Origin of the sequence: Anabaena sp. UHCC 0204 (assembly GCF_009711975.1) — a bacterium.
In the GTDB taxonomy this organism is placed as follows: domain Bacteria; phylum Cyanobacteriota; class Cyanobacteriia; order Cyanobacteriales; family Nostocaceae; genus Dolichospermum.
Genome location: NZ_VIKW01000081.1, coordinates 60,107 through 78,268, shown reverse-complemented (window position 1 = coordinate 78,268; position 18,162 = coordinate 60,107). Strand labels below are relative to the sequence as shown.

Genomic DNA, 18,162 nt, shown 5'->3' with positions numbered 1-18,162 from the left:
CTGAAACGATTGCAGGACAACGGTTTCAGAACCAAAATAAATTGATTAGCTAATACTTGTATAATAAGCAACCGGAAGATAGCTTACCCTCATTCTCTTGGTACAGAGTAGTATGTATTCCCTGCCCCATAAATTTAACCCCAGTTAAAAGTATTGATGATGACTGTCAAATCTGAATTAATTACCAAAATTATTCGCAAAAATTGGGCAGACTATTAAACGCCTTGTGTGCTACTTCCTCAGCTCGTTGTGGCGTTACTTTCTGATACCGTAAAGTTGTCTGAATGCTCTCATGTCCCATCAATGCCCTAAGTTCCTCAATCCCCATTAGCCCCACCCGTTCTGTAGCAAAAGTGTGCCGTAAATCATGAAGTCTCACCCCCTGAAGTTCCGTAACATTCCCAATCAAACTTGTCCAGGATTTATGAGCCATCCGGTACGATAGACGAGAGACAATCAAAGTTTTTGGCTGTTGGGCAGTAAACAGGGCAGGATGGTTGAGATGTCTATAATACTTTAAGTAGTGATTTAGACTCTTTTGCGCCGCTTCACTGTAAAAACACCACCGTTGCTTATTCCCCTTGCCCACAACCTGAAAATTCCTGGAGTTGAAATCAATTTGTTCCAAATTTAGAGCCAGTACCTCAGCAATCCTCGCCCCACTACTATGTAACAACCGCACCAATGCAGACATCCGCACATCTTTTTTGATGACATGATACAAAATACTTAATTGGTTAAGTGTAAGATAGCGCACAGCCTCAAGTTTCGCGTGTTCTCCTTGTTCTCGATTCGGCTTACGTCTTCTCAGTCCAGCAACCGGATTAGATTTGAGATATCCCAAATCAACAGCAAAATTGAACAAAGCCGTAATCACAGCTTGATGACGATGATGAGTAGTATAAGAAACATCAGTTAAAAGATTGAGATATTCCGACAAAACTTGTCTATTGATGATTTCTATTGACCATCGGCCGTACTCACAGAGCAAGGGCATTAAGGTAGACTGATATGAACGCAGAGTATTCTGAGATAATCCGGGACGTTCTAAAAATGCAGTGGCTAAAGCAGCTAAAGTAATCATCACTTTAGATCCTGAATAGAAGCAAGTTCTTGTCTAAAAGTGTAGATGTTAAAATATAATTAATAAATACATTTTTAGATATATTTTCATGGTGGTAGCAGAACAAGATCCGCTTCCCAAAGGGGATGAAGCCCTAGCTGATTACGTCCACAGGTTACGAACCCAGCAGAACTTAACCCAAAAAGAGTTGAGCTTAAAAGCACAAATACACATCCAAACCATCCGCAAAATAGAAGGTGGACAAACGAATAGACTCAATCAAAAAGCTAAAAGCGGTTTAGCATCTGCGTTGGGGATACCACCGGATTACTTAGATGCGGCAGCCAAAAAAGTCCCCCTAGAGACAATCACTACATTTAAATTTTGTCCTCAATGTTGGACTCCAGGAACGACCCCTGACCAAATGTGGACTGATTTACGGTCAAAGTATTGCTTTGCTTGTGGTACAGCTTTACGAAACCGTTGTATTAATTGTAATGAACCAATTATGTCACTAAAATTCAAATTTTGCCCTTACTGTGGGGCAAACTATAAACTTTCATCAAACTAATTAGATGCGGGGATTTTAATATTTTGATTTTGTTCGATAAATCTTGACAACCACTAACCACTAATTCATTATTCACAATAATTTATCAAATCCAAAACCACAGGTAATCTAATTGGCAACTCGTGAACTTTTATCTCCGGCACAGCGACTACAATTTACGGAAATTCCCAATTCTATCACCTCAAGAGATATAGCTCGCTACTATACTTTTAGCAACGATGAACTCAAAGTTATCAAAGAACGTCGTAGACCACACAATCGTCTGGGTTTTGCCGTGCAGTTGTGTTACCTCCGCTTTCCTGGTCGGGTTTGGAGTTTGTCAGAAATAGTCCCAGAATCTGTACTTTCTTATATTGCTTCCCAATTAAAAATTGACCCAACAATCATTACAGAATATTCACAAAGAGATACAACACGGCGTGAACATTTAGTAGAAATTCAAAATATTTTTGGGTTTCATTCTTTTAATATATCTACATATAAACTCCTCTCAAAATGGTTATTACCATTTGCCATCTCCTCAGATCAAGGGATGGCACTTGTGGGAGCATTAATTGATGAAATGCGCTTTCGTAAAATTATTATTCCAGCTATTTCTACTGTAGAACGTTTGGCGTGGGAAGTGAGACACCGCGCTCAAAAATTAGTGTGTCTAGAATTAACTCAAAATTTGACAATCTTACAAAAAACAGCCCTGGATAAGCTATTAGTTTTAGAGCCTGATAAAAAGCTGACTGATTTAATTTGGCTGCGTCAACCACCAGGAATACCTAATCCTAGAAACTTTTTAAAGCTTGTAGAACGCCTAGAATTTATTCGCAATCTTCACCTTGACTCTGGATGTTTGAAACGAGTACATCAAAATCGTCTGTTACAATTCACTAAAATTGGTGCGAAGTCTACACCTGCTCACCTATCTAGGTTAGATGAATTAAGACGTTATGCCATTTTAGTTGCTTTTTTGATTGAATGGAGTGCATCATTAGTCGATTATGCCATAGGGATGCACGATAAAATGATGGGTAAATTGTTTAATAAAAGTCAGCATCAGCATGGCGAAAAGTTTCAACATGATGGAAAAGCGATTAATGAAAAGGTGAGATTATATGCCCAAGTCGGAAAGGCGTTAATTGCCGCTAGAGAGGAAGAGGATGATGCTTATCAAGCGATTGAGTCGGTATTAGATTGGGAGAAGTTTATCAATAGTGTTGTTGAAGCTGAAAAGTTAGCTAGACCCGCAGATTTTGATTATCTTGAACTGCTTGATAACCGTTATTCACAGTTGCGAAGATATACACCTAAGTTGTTGGAGACCTTTGAATTTAAGGCGACAACTGCTAGTTTACCAGTTATCGAAGCTTTGGCGGTGATTAAAGAATTAAATATATCTGGACGCAGAAATATACCGGAATCTACTCCTACCAGTTTTGTTAAACCGCGTTGGTTAAAGCACGTAATTAAGGGGGATACTATTGACAGGCACTATTATGAGATGTGTGCTTTGGCTGAGTTACGCAGTGGTTTACGTTCTGGGGATATTTGGGTAGTAGGTTCTCGTCAGTTCCAAGATTTTGAGGATTATCTGTTAACGGATAGTTCATGGCAGTCAATGCGTTTTGCTCAGACAATACCTGTGGCGGTGACAACTGATTTCACTACCTATATTGAACAACGTTCACTGGAATTGAAGTCACAATTAGGGATTGTTTCTGATTTAATGGCAGAGGATAAGTTGATTGATGTCAGAATAGAAGATGAGCGGTTAATTATTACTCCTTTGAGCAATGCTGTTCCGACTGAGGTTGATGAATTAAGTCGAAAAGTCTCTAGTTTATTGCCGAGAATTAAGCTGACTGATTTGTTGGTGGAAGTTGATTCTTGGACGCATTTTACTAAACATTTTACACATTTATATTCAGGAACAGAAGTAGAAGATAAGGTGGTTTTGTTGAGTGCGTTGCTTGCTGATGGGATTAATCTGGGTTTAACGCGCATGGCAGATGCTACTCAAGGAATGTCTTTTGAGCGTTTAGCTTGGGTGGCTGATTGGTATATTCGAGATGAGACTTATTCTCAGGCTTTGGCAGAGGTGGTAAATTTCCAGGCACAAGTTCCTTTTGCTACTTATTGGGGTGATGGGACTACTTCTTCATCTGATGGTCAACGATTTAAAGCTGGTGGACACCGCAGTTTTAATGAAGAGATTAATGCCAAGTATGGTAAGGATAGAAGCGTGATTTTTTACACGCATATTTCTGATCAATATGTGCCTTTTCATGTCAAGGTGATTAATGCAACGGTCAGGGATGCTAGTTATGTTTTAGATGGTTTGCTGTATCACGAGAGTGATTTGCAGATTCAGGAGCATTATACTGATACTAGTGGCTATACTGAACAGGTGTTTGCTATGTGCCATCTGCTGGGGTTTAGATTTGCCCCACGAATGCGCGATTTACCTGATAAGAAGTTGTATACTTTTGAGTCTACTTCTGCTGATGAGGTTTTGTCGCCTTTGTTAGGTGGCAAGATTAATGTGAAGTTGATTGAGGAGTCTTGGGATGAGATTCTCCGGCTTGCTAGTTCGATTCGCACGGGGACGGTCACGGCTTCTTTGATGTTGCGGAAATTAGCTTCTTATCCTCGCCAGAATCGTTTGGCTTTGGCTTTGCGGGAGTTGGGGAGAATTGAGCGGACTTTGTTTACTTTGGAATGGTTGCAGAGTCCTGAATTACGACGACGGGCGACGACGGGCGACGGCGGGTTTAAACAAGGGTGAGGCAAAACATACCCTGAAAAGGGCGGTGTTTTTTAATCGTCTGGGTGAAGTCCGCGATCGCTCTTATGAAGACCAATTTTATCGGGCTAGTGGGTTGAATTTGGTGGTGGCGGCGATTGTTGTGTGGAATACGGTGTACACAGAAAAGGCTGTTGAGCATTTGAAACAACAGGGTATGGATATTCCTGAAGAGCATTTGCAACATTTATCACCTTTGGGTTGGGAGCATATCAATCTTACTGGTGATTATGTCTGGAATTTGAAGCAGGCAACCAGCTTTGATAACTTGCGCCCTTTGCGAGTTAAGGAAAATAAGTATCGCTCAAATCCTTGATGGATAAAGCTTTCAGCCTTAGCGTACAATTTTCCCGTTTTGGCACGGTGACCCCAGTCTCTAAATGTATGTTTTGGATACCAACACCCTGATTTATTATTTTAAAGGTCAAGGACAAGTTGCTCAAAACTTTGCTAAAATACCTGCTCAGGAAATTATTATTCCGACAATTGTTCTCTTTGAATTACAAGTGGGAATTGCTAAATCAAATTCACCCGCAAAACGAACTCAACAACTTCAGCAACTTTTAAACTGGGTTAACTTAGTTTCTTTTGATAAAGATGCTGCTTTTGCTGCTGCTAAAATTCGCGCTGACTTAGAGCAAAAAGGAACTCCTATTGGTTCAATAGATGTTTTAATTGCTGGAATAGCTATAGCACTTCAAGCAACTCTTATTACTCACAATGTTAATGAATTTTCCAGAGTTTCAGGACTGTCTATTGTGGATTGGTTTTGATAAATTAAAACATCCTGGATATCCTGATTCTGACAAAAATAACTTTGGGAAAACAAAACCCTATATATATGGGCGCACAGATTTTCACTATACTTAAATAATAACCGAAACTTGAAAACTTGTCAACAGTTTCCGAAGAGGTTGTTTGCAAGTTTAATGGTAAACCAATAAATTTTGACTTTTAAAATTACCATAAAATACCTCTAGAATTAGTTCTAGAGGCTTTATTTTTGCTGATTAACTAAGGAAAACTAATGAAACCAGGAATTCCCAAGGGAGGAGCAAATAGTAGCGAGGGGTTGTTTCCGATAGGATCTAACGGTATAATATTGAGAAATGCTAGTGCTGACGTTAGATTAGTAGGAATAGTAGGAATACCAGGAATACCAGGAATACTAGGAATAGTGGTATTAACACCACCACAAGTATTTTCTTGTTCTTTAATAGATACGCTAGTAAATAATTTGTTGTTCATAATTTGTCATCTTTCTATGTAACAAACATTGACTGTAGCTAAATTAGTTTTGAAGCAATCTCAACTAATATTAATAATAATATAGTCAAATTGGCATTAAGTTCTATTCAAAAGGATGGAAGTTTTTTCACTGCTCTTTTGCTAGGAAAATGGTGTATTTCTTGTGACAGTTCCTTTGGATTTGAATATTTATCAAACCGCAGAGGGAAGAGGTAGAAATTTACATAATATTAATCGGATCTACGTCAATTGTTAAACTGACAGAAGCGGGAGCAAGCGATCGCACTTCTGGCCAATCTGGTAAATTTGGTAATGCGTCAGGCGCAAATTTAAGTAATATTTGCCACCGATAACGGTTAGCTACTCGTAATATACTAGCTGGTGCGGGTCCTAATATCTCAAATCCTTCTTTACCGCTTAAAAAGGTGGCAATGATTTGGGCTGTGTTTTGGACTTGAATGGGATCTAAACTACTTAACCGCAATAAAATTAATCTCCCATAAGGAGGATAATTCAGGGTTTGTCTTTCTGTTAACTCTGCATCAGAAAAAGATTGATAATCATGCTTTTGTACGGCTTCAATCACAGGATGTTCTGGGGTATAGGTTTGGACAATTACCCTACCAGGATCTTCCCCTCTTCCTGCTCTTCCTGCAACTTGGGTGAGGGTTTGAAATGTGCGTTCATTGGCGCGATAATCAGATAAGTGCAGTAATCCATCCGCAGCGACTACACCCACCAGAGTAACTTGAGGTAAATCTAACCCCTTCGTTAACATTTGTGTTCCCACTAATAAATGGGCTTCACCGTTAGCAAATTGGGTGAGAAGTTTCCGGTGTGAACCTTTGGTGCGGGTGGTATCGCTATCAAAGCGAATTATTTTCAAATTGGGAAATTGTTTAGTTAATTCTTGCGCTACCCGTTGAGTACCACTTCCGAAAAACTTTAAATAAGGGGAACTGCATTCGGGACAATGGGGAGGATGCGATCGCCCATAATTACAATAATGACAGCGTAATAATTCCGGCGCTCCCGCTTCCACGTGATGATACGCGAGGGATACATCACAGTGGGGACATTCCAACACATAACCACAACTGCGACAAGAAACAAATGTACTATGTCCACGGCGGTGGATAAATAATATTCCCTGTTGTTGTCTTTCTTCTAATTGTTGCAGTGCATTTTGCAGCTTTCTACTAAAAATAGACCGATTCCCCTCTTTTAACTCTTGACGCATATCCACTATTTCCACAGGGGGTAATGGCCGCGAGTTAATCCGTTCTGGTAATGATAAATATAGTTGATTTCCACTCACCCAACTCTCTAAAGAGGGAGTTGCTGAACCTAAAATGAGGGGACAATGTTCTAATTCGGCTCGCCATTGAGCGACGGTACGGGCGTGATAAGTGGGAATGGGGGAATCTTGTTTAAAGCTGCTGTCGTGTTCTTCGTCGAGGATAATTAAGCCTAAGTTGGGTAAAGGAGCGAAAATGGCGCTGCGGGTCCCAATGATGATTTGTGGTTCTCCTGTGAGCATTTGTCGCCAAGTGTCGTAACGTTCACCGTCGGAGAGGGCGCTGTGATAAACGTGGACTTTCTGACCAAATCTAGCGCGGAATCTATCTGTGAGTTGAGGTGTAAGTCCGATTTCGGGAACTAAGACGAGGGCGGATTTTCCTTGGGCTACTAAGGGAGCGATCGCTTGCAAGTATACTTCTGTTTTCCCTGAACCTGTGATTCCATGTAACAATACTTGAGCAAATCCAGTTAAGGAATTAATAGTTTCTAAGGCGTTATTTTGGGCTGGTGTCAAGGATTTATCCTGATCCCCAGCCATGACTGGTCCTTGTTCTCTGCGTAATATTTCCCTGTCTTCAATGACTATATAACTTTTATCTACTAAGGCTTTGAGGGTAGAAGTGCTGGTACTGCAAAGTTGCAATAATTCACTTTGCCACATTTCTCCGCCTTGTCGGCGTAGAACTTCGACAATTTCTTTTTGACGGGTTGTTAAATCTTCATTGGGATTATCCAGGAGGGTGACAGCTTTTTGTAATTTAGGTTGGGTGAGTCTTGGCGGTTCTAAATAGTTTTCTGCTAATCCTAATCTGATTAATTCCCGTATTCCCCGATATGCGGCTTTAACTTTTTGTTGAATGTAGTGATAACTATAGTCTGCTGTAGGGGTTTTTTCTAACAGAGCGATTACTTGCTGGGCTGTAGGGCTGATGTAAATCGAGAGATTTTTTCTTCCCAAGGGAGTTAAGCGTAGACGACGTTGCGATCGCCCTAATAAGCCTGGTGGTAAAGCGACGCGAATAACTTGTATTAGAGGTGTATAGTAATAAGACGCAACACGATTAAGTAAATTCCAATAACCAGGAGGAAAAAACCCCTCACTGACGACATCTTCTACTTCCCGAATTTTCTCTAAGGGAATATCTATATCTGGTTGAGTTAATAAGCGAATAGCGATCGCTCCTACCTGTGTCGCACCGAAAGGAACACTTAAAATATCTCCTGGTTTAATTGATAACTGTTCTGGTATTTTATACGTAAATAAGTCTGAACATCCTGGACAGTCTACCAGCACTTCAATCCATTGAGATAACTTAGTTTGGGGCTGATATGATCCCCCTGGTTCAGCTACGGCTATAACAGATAAATTAGCACTCTTACTATACATAACTTCCCGATTTATAAACAAATAATTTGCTCACATACTTGATTAATATTATCCAAGCTTACTTAACTCTATCCTTTGGTTTAACCTGATGTAAATAGTATTTTACAATACTTCAATTACCCATAATACTTGATAATCTTTAATTTATGTAATCTACTAAACAAATTATCTCCTAGCATCCAGGTAATAAATAATTTAAAAATTAAAAATTAAACCCCAAAAATCAGATTAAATAGGGGTTTTTAGAATTTTTAATATTTTATGGACTTATCTCCTTGTGTATTAGTAAGTATTCAGCAGCCCTTAATTACAGAGATTTTTCCTACTGTTTCCTGTTCCCGGAAATTATGTTATTAATCAATTCAGAGTTTGATCTATGAAATAGAACACAAAGCTTTTCCACCCATTGATAGATATTAAATACTTTGGCAATATGAGATGCTTTGAGACGATAAATATTATCCGGATTGTAAGTTACCATTTTCGTAATTTGAATCATTGAGTAAATTTTCGTAGAGATAAATAACTTTAGTACCAAAATGATGATTTATTCAATAACTTCCATCATCTAAACTGGAGAAACATAGAAACTTTGCAAAAAATACACAAAAATTTAATATATAGGATTTTTCTTGTATTTGTGACAGATAGCGTGGCTTTAGGGAGGCGATGAACAGACAATAGGCAACAAACAACAGATTTACTCACAAATCATTTAGGATGGATCTATAGAGTGCTTTCTCTACTTTTTTATATTTGTTAAAGTTGGTATGGGGGGATTTGACATATTTGATAATTAAGAAAAGAATAAAGAAGGAAGAGGAAGTAACCGCAGGGTTTATTTAGACTCCACCGGAAATATATCGCTGATATTCGTGGGGGTATCTTGACTGGCGGATAGGGAAAAGAAAAGTAGAAAAACTGTTCCTAGTTATCTATTCCCTATTTTTTGTTCTGTTCTTTGATGAAGAATATGTCTATTGCAATACTAATCAGTTAAGACCTGATAATTAGTTAAGTTAGTTCGGGTAAAAATTGAAAAATAAAGGGGAAAAGTTTTTTATTTTCCTATTCTCCTGCCTTTTTCCCCCTTAACCGACAAGTATTGATGTCTATTGGTATTCTGAAAAAGATAGTTTTTTGTGGGTGCTAAAACCATTAATGATTATAGGTTGTATCTAGCCAGAACGAAAAATAATGGACAAATACTGATTTCCATTCCCGAAAAGGAATGATCAAAAAGAGATTATTTTGCTAGTGATAAGGGTGTATTTGTCCTGAAGGGAAAACTACCAAGCCTGAAACAGGCTGTTGTCATTAAATTATGTACCAAACAAAGCAACCGTCCCTAAAGGAAACTATGAATATTGCTGAATTGGGAGCAATGGAAATACTAGAGAATATTACTGATCATGAAGAACCATCGCTTGAGAGCCTAGATCAAGTAGTATATGAAGATACTGCAATTGTCGAAAACTTGGAATCAGAAGAACGCAATGGCGATGAAATGGGCGCAGCCCGTCCTTCGGGATATAATAAGACGGAACATGATGATGCTGTAGGCGCATTTTTCAAAGAAATGGCGCGTTATCCCCTACTCAAACCTGATGAAGAAGTAGAATTAGCGCGACGGGTGAGATTTTTAGAAGAAGTCAAAGAATTACAAGCAGCCTTGGAATTAGAGCTAGGAACACACCCTAGTAAAAATCAAGTAGCTTCCCGGTTAGAAATGACGGAAAAACAACTAGAAAGCCGCTTATATCAGGGTAGAGTCGCTAAACGGAAAATGATTCGCTCCAACTTGAGATTAGTCGTATCTATTGCTAAACGGTATCTAAATCGTGGCGTACCTTTTCTAGATTTGATTCAGGAAGGAGCAATGGGTTTAAACCGCGCTTCGGAAAAATTTGATCCTGACAAAGGATATAAATTTTCTACTTATGCTTATTGGTGGATTAGACAAGCAATTACAAGAGCGATCGCTAATGATGCCCGAACTATTCGCTTACCAATCCATATTGTTGAAAAACTTAATAAACTAAAAAAAGCCCAACGGGAACTCAAACAAAAACTTTCTCGTAACCCCTCTGAAGCCGAAATGGCCGAAGCTTTGGAAATTACAGTTCACCAACTCCGTCAACTTCAACAACTACGCCGTCAAGCCCTTTCCCTGAACCACCGTGTCGGTAAAGAAGAAGACACAGAGTTAATGGACTTGCTAGAAGATGAAGATAATCAGTCTCCAGAAGCAAAAATGAACGAAAACATGATGCGTCAGGAGATTTGGGAAGTCTTAGGAGACGTACTCACCCCACGGGAAAAAGATGTCATTTCCCTCCGCTATGGACTCACCAGCAGCGAACCCTGCACCCTAGAAGAAGTGGGGAATATGTTTAACCTTTCCCGCGAACGAGTCCGCCAAATCCAAAGTAAAGCTATGCGGAAGTTACGCCGTCCTCACATAGCCAAGCGTTTAAAAGGATGGTTGGTATAAGTCATTAGTCAGTTGTTAGTTGTCAGTTGTCAGTTGTCAGTTGTTAGTTTTGAAAAAAATCATCCACTGCGGTATAAACTATGGACTGTGGACTATAGATTAATAACTGATGACTGCTAATACTAATTTAATTATCCGTGCTGTTGAACCTAGTGATTCTGCTGTATTATTTGAATTGGTTCAGGGATTGGCAGAATACGAAAAATTATCTCATACTGTGACTGGCGACGTTGAAAAACTCCACCAGCATTTATTTGGCTCACCAAAATATATAGAGGCAATATTAGCAGAAATTGGTGGACAGGCAGTAGGTTTTGCCATGTTCTTCCATAATTATTCTAGCTATTTGACCAAGCCTGGAATTTATTTAGAAGATATCTATATTATCCCAGAATATCGTCAGCAAGGTATTGGCAAAGCACTTTTAATTAAGGTAGCTCAAATAGCTGTAGAAAGGGATTGTGGACGTTTAGAATGGAATGTTTTAGATTGGAATGTATCAGCCCAAGAATTTTATTATCGCATGGGAGCAGAGATGATAGAAGATTGGCGTATTTGTCGTCTTAATCAAGAGAATTTAATTAAGTTGGCAAATAATTGATAATAATCAATCAGATCCCCGATTTCTCTAAGAAGTCGGGGATCTTTAATCTTTCTTTAATCTTTACTTTAATTCTTCATAAATATGATAATAGCTTTCCTTCATTCCTAGAGCTTGATAAGTCTTTTGAGCGACTGTATTTTCACGCTCAACATAAAGTCTAAATCCGCAGACTTTCAGCCCATTTCCTGGATTTTCTGCCTGTTGTTTCACAAATTTATAAAGGGTTCTAAAAATTCCTTGCCGACGAAAATCTTGGTGAACATATACACTTTGTATCCACCAATATAAACCATTACGCCAGTCGCTCCATTCCGTGGTGATCATTAATGAACCAACAACCTGATGATTCTTTTCAGCTAATAAATAAAATCCCAAACTCGGCGTTTTTAATAATGTTTCTACACCCCCAGTTATAACATTGACGGGGAGTTGTTTCTTTTCTGTTTCATATATTAAAGCTTGATTAAACTCAACTAAAATATCTAAATCCTGCAATTCACCCCTACGAATTAATAACTCCTGTTCCATTTTTTGCTGTTCCTATGACTTGATAGCACTAATATTTGATTTTTGAAATATTGGTGGGCATTGCCCACCCTACATTACTTAGGGGGGAAAAACCTGCTTTTTTAAATCCTAAAAATAAGATTGCAGTGTGCCTTTTCTTCTAATATCTAAAGTTGCACAATGGAAAGAACCACCAAAGGTATTAAAGTTCCGGAAATTACAAGGAATTGGTGTAAATCCCCAATTTTTTAATAGTTTAATCATGGGTTCATCTTGCCTTTCCACGATCACTCTATTTTCATCAATTGATAAAACATTCATCCCTACTCCCTTACTACTCATATACAGGGGATGATCGTCAGGAAGAGCGAATTCTTTAACTTGGATTACATCCCAACTTTGGAACATATCGGGAAGTTTATCAAGTTTGTAAGGATGGATTAAAAGCTTACCAGGAGCGAGAGGAACAAAGGTGGCATCAATGTGCATGGCAGATTGATCTTTGAATTTGAGTTCATGAATTCTGTACTCATCTCCTAAACATCTCCGCATCCATTCTATCCCAAATTGATTGGTTACTTGACTTTGTTGAACAAAGATATCTCTACCACATCTACTAAATTCAGCCGCGTCAAATACTGGTTCAAATTCAGTTAGTGAAGAGTTAAATAGTGCATCTTTGTCTGCTTCTTCATATTGATAGTTATATAGTTCATCGCGTAGTTCAGGCTTAGGTGCGGGAAGCCATTGTGCGCCAGCATGAAAATACTCTTTGATGAGTGAACGATAGGCATTAATTTCAAAATATCTAGACCGCCAAGGCATGGGAGCTTCAATTAGTTTATCCCCAATGACGATCATCACATCTCTGGGCATTGCTCCGTAAAGACCACTAGGACTTTGCCAGTCTGGAGTTCCATAAGGAACAGTATAATTTACCGCGTCGGGACGGCGAACTTTGACACCTTCTGCTTCTAAAATGTGGGTAAGTTCTTCTAGTTCTTTTTCTCCAGCTTTAATTAACTCTTCTGGAAATAATTTACCACCATAGGTACGGAACACATCCCAATAACGCTGTGGCATTGTTGCTTTAACTGTAATATGCCAAGGTGGTATAACTGCACCATCCAATCGGCCAACAATTACTTCTTCTAAAAGATCCCATTCGTTAAATGAATTGACAACGGGTGTTGTTGGTGCGGTTGATTGCGGATTAAATGCCATATCTATGTCAAGTTAAGAACAATGTATAATTTCTGGAAGCTATGCAAGTGAATTGCTCACATATATTATGGTATTATGAAACACGAAATCAAGATATACAATTTTTATAATGACTAATGTTGTTGAGAAGCCAGTAGATAAAGTAGCATTAAAGCCAGGAATTTTGGATTTAGTTTTGTTATTGATAGCAGTATTACTCGTATCCTTAGATCCTATATTTACAAGATTGAGTGAAGACGAACTAGGTCCTAATGCTACGGTTTTTAATCGGGAATTAATAGCTGCCGTAATATTCCTATTTTGGCAAGGAATAGTTATAATCTGGGAAAGTCAATATAGTAATTCATCATTGTCTAAAGATTCAGAACCAATTACTTTTAGCACTTTAGCTATATTCCTAATTGGGGTAATGTTGGGAGAAATATGTTTAGTTACTTGGGCTTTATCTTTAACTCAAACTACCGTTGCTAATTCTAATCTTCTTCATAACTTGCCATCAGTTTTTGCTGTGCTTGGTGGCTGGTTATTCTTAGGTCAAAAGTTTGATCGAAGATTTATCATTGGCATGATTGTTGCTGTAGGTGGAGCAATATCCATTGGAATTCAAGATTTACACGTTTCTCATAATCACCTGATAGGTGATGCTTGGGCTTTATTATCTGCTGTGGTTTATGCAGGTTATTTTTTAACTATAGAAAAACTCCGATCTCAATTTTCTTCGTTGACTATTTCACTATGGTATTGTGTCCTTTCAAGTCTCCTCTTGTTACCTTTTGTTCTCATATTTGAAAATCAAGTTTTCCCAACTTCACTATTAGGTTGGTTAAACATATTTTCTTTAAGTATTCTCTGTCAAGTTATTGCTTCTGTTATTTTTATCTATCAACTAAAACAATTTTCTTCTGGCTTTGTTTCTCTATTCATGTTACTACAACCAATTATGGCAGCTATTCTGGCATGGATAGTTTTTCAAGAATATTTAAGTTTCGTGAATTGGATCGCTTTTTTCGTTGTTTTATTGGGTATTTACATTGCTGAATCAGGTGATGTAAGCAAAAATTAATTTTTCCAAAATTATCTCTCCTGCATTAGTTTAAAAAATTTATTTCCTTCGTTAACCAACTATTAAAAATTTCACCAAAAGCTTGTAGAATCTGCTTTCTTAATTTTTAATTATCAATTCCACACTGCGGTACTAGTATCGCAAGGCGGAAGTCAAAAGTCAAAAGTAATATTCAGCAAGCTTTTTGGCGATTAAGAATGGTTGGTTTATTTACGCCGTGCGGTACTAGTTTTTTATCCTCTGACAATGGCATCAACGCCGTCCCAATAGGTTTCCAATAGTTGTAGATATGTATTGATGCCTTCTTCAAATAAGTCTCGTCCCTCTTGATTAACCAAATAGGGTGCGATCGCATTAAAAGCATTATTGCTATGGCTAATTTCTACATTTACGTGCATTATCCAATGCTTTCTCACGTTCTTGTCATATCCTTGATTCAGCAAGGCATCATTGAATTGAGTTGACAATACTGCTGACATAGTTTCATCAGCATAGAACGCCCCTAAGTTTCTTTCAATTGGGGGTTCACAATAAAGTTTTTCTGCACCTTTATTAATAGCTGTAGTGCTAGGCAAACATTGATGATTAGCAATTTCTTCATCAGTAATCCCCATAGCATTCAGTTGTTCACGAAACAAAGTTTCATGGGTTACTTTTCCAGCCACTTCATCATAAACATTGAGGATAATTTCCTTCAATACTTTATAATCACGAGTATTTACTGCCATACTCGTAATATAGAAAGGTTCGTTTTTAAAGTAATACCAAGTTTCCAGGTAGAATTTCTTTTCTTGTTCTTTAGTAAATGCGTTTTTGCGATAGTAATTGAGCAGAGGATGTTGGACTGCGCGGTGATTGAGAATATACTCCATCTTCCCGTTCAAATAGTCTTTGATCTCTGGGCCATCAACATCTAAGCGTTGACGAACATTTGGATCTTGGATTTTCTCAAATTCTTGTACTTGTAAAGCTGTCATTTTCGGTTCTCCTACACAGATAGATTACATTTTTGAGAAGATGTTTGCATTGCTTTTTGGCAATTTTCTAACATTTTGACAGGTGATGTTTAAAAAATATCAAATCTCATGCTGACACAGCTAAAATTTAGCTGTAATTACCAGCTACTACTTCTTTCTCTGCCCACCAACGATCATTCTCATTGAGATTTCTTTTCTGATCATCAAGACATCCCCAAGTCATATTGAGCATAATGCGTGTAGAATCACGATTTAAGGGAACTGTTCGATGAAGAGTTGTATCTGACTTCAACAAGTAAATGTCACTAGTAACAAAACCATAGGTGCTGATAGGATTCTCACACAGATACTCATGAATTCTTGGATTAGTTTTATCCCAACTGGTATGAGGAACACATTGCAACATTCCACCATGTTCGATAGGTGGAGTTTCTAAAATCCAAATTAGCGCATAACGATAATCTCCCCAGTGCCAACCGTGGGTATCTCCGCTTTTTTCATGTCTGGTAATCAAAAATTCTTCATCTTTTGATGGACAAGCTAAGAAAGGTTCACCAGCCAATTTTTCTAGTATATTTTTCAGTGCTTCGGATCTATAGATAGTATTAACAAATTCACTGCTTTCAGCAATGTTTTCGCTGGTTACTACACTCATATTTCTGGGAGTATTTCCCGTTGTTGCTAGTTTTAAATCACGTCGTTCAGAGTGCAATTCTAACAATCTTAGAGCCTCTTGTTTCATTTCTTGACGGATCTGGAGAGGCATGATTTGAGGAACTTTAAGAAACCCATCACGCTTAAACTGGTGAGAGAGAAATGTTAAAGATGATTCGGAGAAATTATTAGCAATATTTTGTTGAATTTCTTCTTCCCAGACGTTCACTTTTGTAAAATTTGTCATTTCACCATGTGAGTAAATATACATAGAAATTTATACCATATATTTGTTCTTTCTTGTTGCATTATTTTCTAAATATTTTCTAAATATTTATTAAGAATTAGCTTTAAACATTAATAGCTTGCTTATTACAATCGTCTTTAGATTTATATAATAATTTACGTACACAGTATCAATTTACAACCTTACTTGTGTTCACGATTAACCAGGACTTACCGCTTGACAAAAAATATTATCTGTGTGTTTTAGCTAATATTATTATTATTGAACAATAATACAAGGACAGGCAGGACTTGTACTGAGCTTGTCGATAGCATAGAGTGGCGTTAGCCATAGTATGCCCATGCCACAAGATTGGATCATATTAATTTTATATTTTTCCTCGATCCTTTGTATCACAATCAATTGACCTTGAATAATTGAGTATTCAAGCCAAGTTTTACAGCCTGTCGTTTGACTAATCCTACCAGATCAAATCAGAATTAGAAAGGATATTTGCACAGTTTCCACAATTGTTGTAGAGAGAACACCAGATGAAAAGAATTATCTCAGTATTACTGTTAAGCGTAGCTATCTTCACCTTTGCCTTCAGTAGTCCCGCTTTGGCCGCAGACGCAGCCAGTGGAGCTAAAATATTTAGTGCTAATTGTGCTTCTTGTCATGCGGGTGGCAGAAATTTAGTTAATGCTGCCAAAAGCCTGAAAAAAGCAGATTTGGAAAAATACGGTATGTACTCAGCAGAAGCTATTATTGCCCAAGTTACTAATGGTAAAAATGCTATGCCTGCTTTTCAAGGCCGTTTAAAATTATCCCAGGCTGAAGATGTAGCTGCTTATGTACTAGAACAAGCTGATAAAGACTGGAAGAAGTAAGTTTACATCTAATTTGATGACTTAACTATGTGCGGGGCTTTTTGTCCCGCCAAGTATTTATACTGCTGAAATGATCAAAAGAGATGTTTATGACTTATTTCTGGCGATTAATCATCAGTTTCATCATAGCTTTTGTTTGCGCTTTTTTAGACCCAAGTGTAAACTCATCATTGCTTGCGGAAACTCAAGTTACAGTCAGTGACTTTTTTCAGTTGGGTGTAAAGCAAATGCACCAAAAAAGTTACCAAAAAGCAATTGAAAATTTTAGTTTGGCTATTCAAATGCAAAGTGACTGGAGTGCAGCTTATAGTAATCGCTGTTTAGCATATTTACAAATTCAAGATTACCATCAAGCGATCGCTGATTGCACTCAAGCACTAAATTTAGCACCTGATAATACAGAGGCTTATCTCAACCGAGGAATAGCACAATATAGACAGGGAAATTACTTAGATGCTATTGCCGATTATAATCAAGTAATTGCTCTCAAACCCGATAATTTCCGTGCTTACTATAACCGGGGTATAGCCTTAGCTGGAGACGGTAATTATTCCCAAGCTATAATTGATTATAATCTCGCATTAACTAAAGTTCCTTCAACTAATACTTTACGATTAGCAGATATACATAATGACCGAGGTTTAGCGCATTTTGAGTTGCAAAATATGGAAGCAGCTATGAATGATTTTCATTTTGCCATTCATTTTAATCCTGATGATGATAGAGCATATTTTAACCGGGGTTGCATTTGTGGAAGGAATGGGGATAATTTTTGTGCAAAGCGTGATTTTTCCCAAGTGATTAGGCTAAATCCTAGTAATGCTCAGGCTTATGTGAACCGGGGAGTAGCAAACTATAACTTAGGATACTACCAAATAGCCATATCTGATTTCCAAAAAGCATCGGTATATTTTGGACAGCAAAAACAAATACTTGCTTATCAAAGAACCTTAGATTTATTAAAACGTGTTCAAAAAGAAATCTCATCAGTCTGGGAAATTGCTTCTCTTTAATATTTTCATAAGTAGGTTGGCTGAAATCAACCGAACTATGTAACGAAATGTAAAAACCTCAAAACCCTTGCAATTGCTATATTTCACTACGTTATATTCGCAATGACATAGTTATAAAATTTCCCCCCACCTACTTGAATTACTT

14 protein-coding genes and 1 pseudogene are annotated in these 18,162 nt (G+C 37.8%); 8 read left to right on the top strand and 7 right to left on the bottom strand.

What is annotated here, in order from left to right; genetic code table 11:
- Positions 1 to 190 precede the first annotated feature (190 nt).
- A complete protein-coding gene (locus tag FJR04_RS24960; protein WP_168499919.1) occupies positions 191 to 1,084 on the bottom strand; it encodes a tyrosine-type recombinase/integrase in 894 nt (297 codons plus the stop codon).
- Between the two features lie 88 nt (positions 1,085 to 1,172).
- Here FJR04_RS24960 and FJR04_RS24955 point away from each other — a divergent pair, with 88 nt between their 5' ends.
- From FJR04_RS24955 to FJR04_RS24945, 3 genes and pseudogenes are all read left to right on the top strand, one after another.
- Complete coding sequence (locus FJR04_RS24955; RefSeq protein WP_168499916.1) at positions 1,173 to 1,634, top strand: zinc ribbon domain-containing protein; 462 nt, start codon at positions 1,173 to 1,175, stop codon at positions 1,632 to 1,634.
- Between the two features lie 112 nt (positions 1,635 to 1,746).
- A pseudogene (locus tag FJR04_RS24950) lies at positions 1,747 to 4,744 on the top strand (Tn3 family transposase).
- A gap of 64 nt (positions 4,745 to 4,808) precedes the next feature.
- On the top strand, positions 4,809 to 5,201 hold the full coding sequence (locus tag FJR04_RS24945) for a type II toxin-antitoxin system VapC family toxin (protein ID WP_168499914.1): 393 nt from the start codon (positions 4,809 to 4,811) through the stop codon (positions 5,199 to 5,201).
- A 241-nt stretch (positions 5,202 to 5,442) separates the two neighbouring features.
- Here FJR04_RS24945 and FJR04_RS24940 read toward each other — a convergent pair whose 3' ends face one another.
- Entirely contained in the window at positions 5,443 to 5,676 is a 234-nt protein-coding gene (locus tag FJR04_RS24940) for a hypothetical protein (protein ID WP_168499912.1), read from the bottom strand.
- Positions 5,677 to 5,896: 220 nt separating this feature from the next.
- Positions 5,897 to 8,365 (bottom strand): primosomal protein N', encoded by a 2,469-nt coding sequence (gene priA, locus FJR04_RS24935; RefSeq protein WP_168499910.1) that lies wholly within the window; start codon positions 8,363 to 8,365, stop codon positions 5,897 to 5,899.
- A 1,324-nt stretch (positions 8,366 to 9,689) separates the two neighbouring features.
- Between priA and FJR04_RS24930 the strand changes: the two genes are divergently transcribed.
- Together FJR04_RS24930 and FJR04_RS24925 are read left to right on the top strand one after the other, a co-directional pair.
- Complete coding sequence (locus FJR04_RS24930) at positions 9,690 to 10,859, top strand: RpoD/SigA family RNA polymerase sigma factor (RefSeq protein WP_168499908.1); 1,170 nt, start codon at positions 9,690 to 9,692, stop codon at positions 10,857 to 10,859.
- A gap of 109 nt (positions 10,860 to 10,968) precedes the next feature.
- On the top strand, positions 10,969 to 11,460 hold the full coding sequence (locus FJR04_RS24925) for a GNAT family N-acetyltransferase (protein WP_168499906.1): 492 nt from the start codon (positions 10,969 to 10,971) through the stop codon (positions 11,458 to 11,460).
- Positions 11,461 to 11,523: 63 nt separating this feature from the next.
- Here FJR04_RS24925 and FJR04_RS24920 read toward each other — a convergent pair whose 3' ends face one another.
- Both FJR04_RS24920 and FJR04_RS24915 read right to left on the bottom strand, forming a co-directional pair.
- On the bottom strand, positions 11,524 to 11,991 hold the full coding sequence (locus tag FJR04_RS24920) for a GNAT family N-acetyltransferase (RefSeq protein WP_168499904.1): 468 nt from the start codon (positions 11,989 to 11,991) through the stop codon (positions 11,524 to 11,526).
- Between the two features lie 108 nt (positions 11,992 to 12,099).
- Positions 12,100 to 13,194, bottom strand: a complete 1,095-nt coding sequence (locus FJR04_RS24915) for an amidinotransferase (RefSeq protein WP_168499902.1) — start codon at positions 13,192 to 13,194, stop codon at positions 12,100 to 12,102.
- Between the two features lie 109 nt (positions 13,195 to 13,303).
- Between FJR04_RS24915 and FJR04_RS24910 the strand changes: the two genes are divergently transcribed.
- Complete coding sequence (locus FJR04_RS24910; protein ID WP_168499900.1) at positions 13,304 to 14,257, top strand: DMT family transporter; 954 nt, start codon at positions 13,304 to 13,306, stop codon at positions 14,255 to 14,257.
- Positions 14,258 to 14,490: 233 nt separating this feature from the next.
- Here the strand turns inward: FJR04_RS24910 and FJR04_RS24905 are convergent, their stop codons facing one another.
- Together FJR04_RS24905 and FJR04_RS24900 are read right to left on the bottom strand one after the other, a co-directional pair.
- Positions 14,491 to 15,234 carry an iron-containing redox enzyme family protein gene (locus FJR04_RS24905; RefSeq protein WP_168499898.1) on the bottom strand — a complete coding sequence of 248 codons (744 nt, stop codon included), beginning with the start codon at positions 15,232 to 15,234 and terminating at the stop codon, positions 14,491 to 14,493.
- A gap of 127 nt (positions 15,235 to 15,361) precedes the next feature.
- Entirely contained in the window at positions 15,362 to 16,135 is a 774-nt protein-coding gene (locus tag FJR04_RS24900) for an ArpA protein (RefSeq protein ID WP_168499896.1), read from the bottom strand.
- Between the two features lie 530 nt (positions 16,136 to 16,665).
- Between FJR04_RS24900 and petJ the strand changes: the two genes are divergently transcribed.
- Both petJ and FJR04_RS24890 read left to right on the top strand, forming a co-directional pair.
- Positions 16,666 to 17,004, top strand: a complete 339-nt coding sequence (gene petJ, locus FJR04_RS24895; RefSeq protein ID WP_168499895.1) for a cytochrome c6 PetJ — start codon at positions 16,666 to 16,668, stop codon at positions 17,002 to 17,004.
- Positions 17,005 to 17,093: 89 nt separating this feature from the next.
- A complete protein-coding gene (locus tag FJR04_RS24890) occupies positions 17,094 to 18,017 on the top strand; it encodes a tetratricopeptide repeat protein (RefSeq protein ID WP_168499893.1) in 924 nt (307 codons plus the stop codon).
- The last annotated feature ends 145 nt before the right edge of the window (positions 18,018 to 18,162 follow it).

Coding starts and splice junctions, on each gene's coding strand:
- FJR04_RS24960 (WP_168499919.1), bottom strand. CDS start 1,084: ATGATTACTTTAGCTGCTTTAGCCACTGCATTTTTAGAACGTCCCGGA.
- FJR04_RS24955 (WP_168499916.1), top strand. CDS start 1,173: ATGGTGGTAGCAGAACAAGATCCGCTTCCCAAAGGGGATGAAGCCCTA.
- FJR04_RS24945 (WP_168499914.1), top strand. CDS start 4,809: ATGTATGTTTTGGATACCAACACCCTGATTTATTATTTTAAAGGTCAA.
- FJR04_RS24940 (WP_168499912.1), bottom strand. CDS start 5,676: ATGAACAACAAATTATTTACTAGCGTATCTATTAAAGAACAAGAAAAT.
- priA (WP_168499910.1), bottom strand. CDS start 8,365: ATGTATAGTAAGAGTGCTAATTTATCTGTTATAGCCGTAGCTGAACCA.
- FJR04_RS24930 (WP_168499908.1), top strand. CDS start 9,690: ATGTACCAAACAAAGCAACCGTCCCTAAAGGAAACTATGAATATTGCT.
- FJR04_RS24925 (WP_168499906.1), top strand. CDS start 10,969: ATGACTGCTAATACTAATTTAATTATCCGTGCTGTTGAACCTAGTGAT.
- FJR04_RS24920 (WP_168499904.1), bottom strand. CDS start 11,991: ATGGAACAGGAGTTATTAATTCGTAGGGGTGAATTGCAGGATTTAGAT.
- FJR04_RS24915 (WP_168499902.1), bottom strand. CDS start 13,194: ATGGCATTTAATCCGCAATCAACCGCACCAACAACACCCGTTGTCAAT.
- FJR04_RS24910 (WP_168499900.1), top strand. CDS start 13,304: ATGACTAATGTTGTTGAGAAGCCAGTAGATAAAGTAGCATTAAAGCCA.
- FJR04_RS24905 (WP_168499898.1), bottom strand. CDS start 15,234: ATGACAGCTTTACAAGTACAAGAATTTGAGAAAATCCAAGATCCAAAT.
- FJR04_RS24900 (WP_168499896.1), bottom strand. CDS start 16,135: ATGACAAATTTTACAAAAGTGAACGTCTGGGAAGAAGAAATTCAACAA.
- petJ (WP_168499895.1), top strand. CDS start 16,666: ATGAAAAGAATTATCTCAGTATTACTGTTAAGCGTAGCTATCTTCACC.
- FJR04_RS24890 (WP_168499893.1), top strand. CDS start 17,094: ATGACTTATTTCTGGCGATTAATCATCAGTTTCATCATAGCTTTTGTT.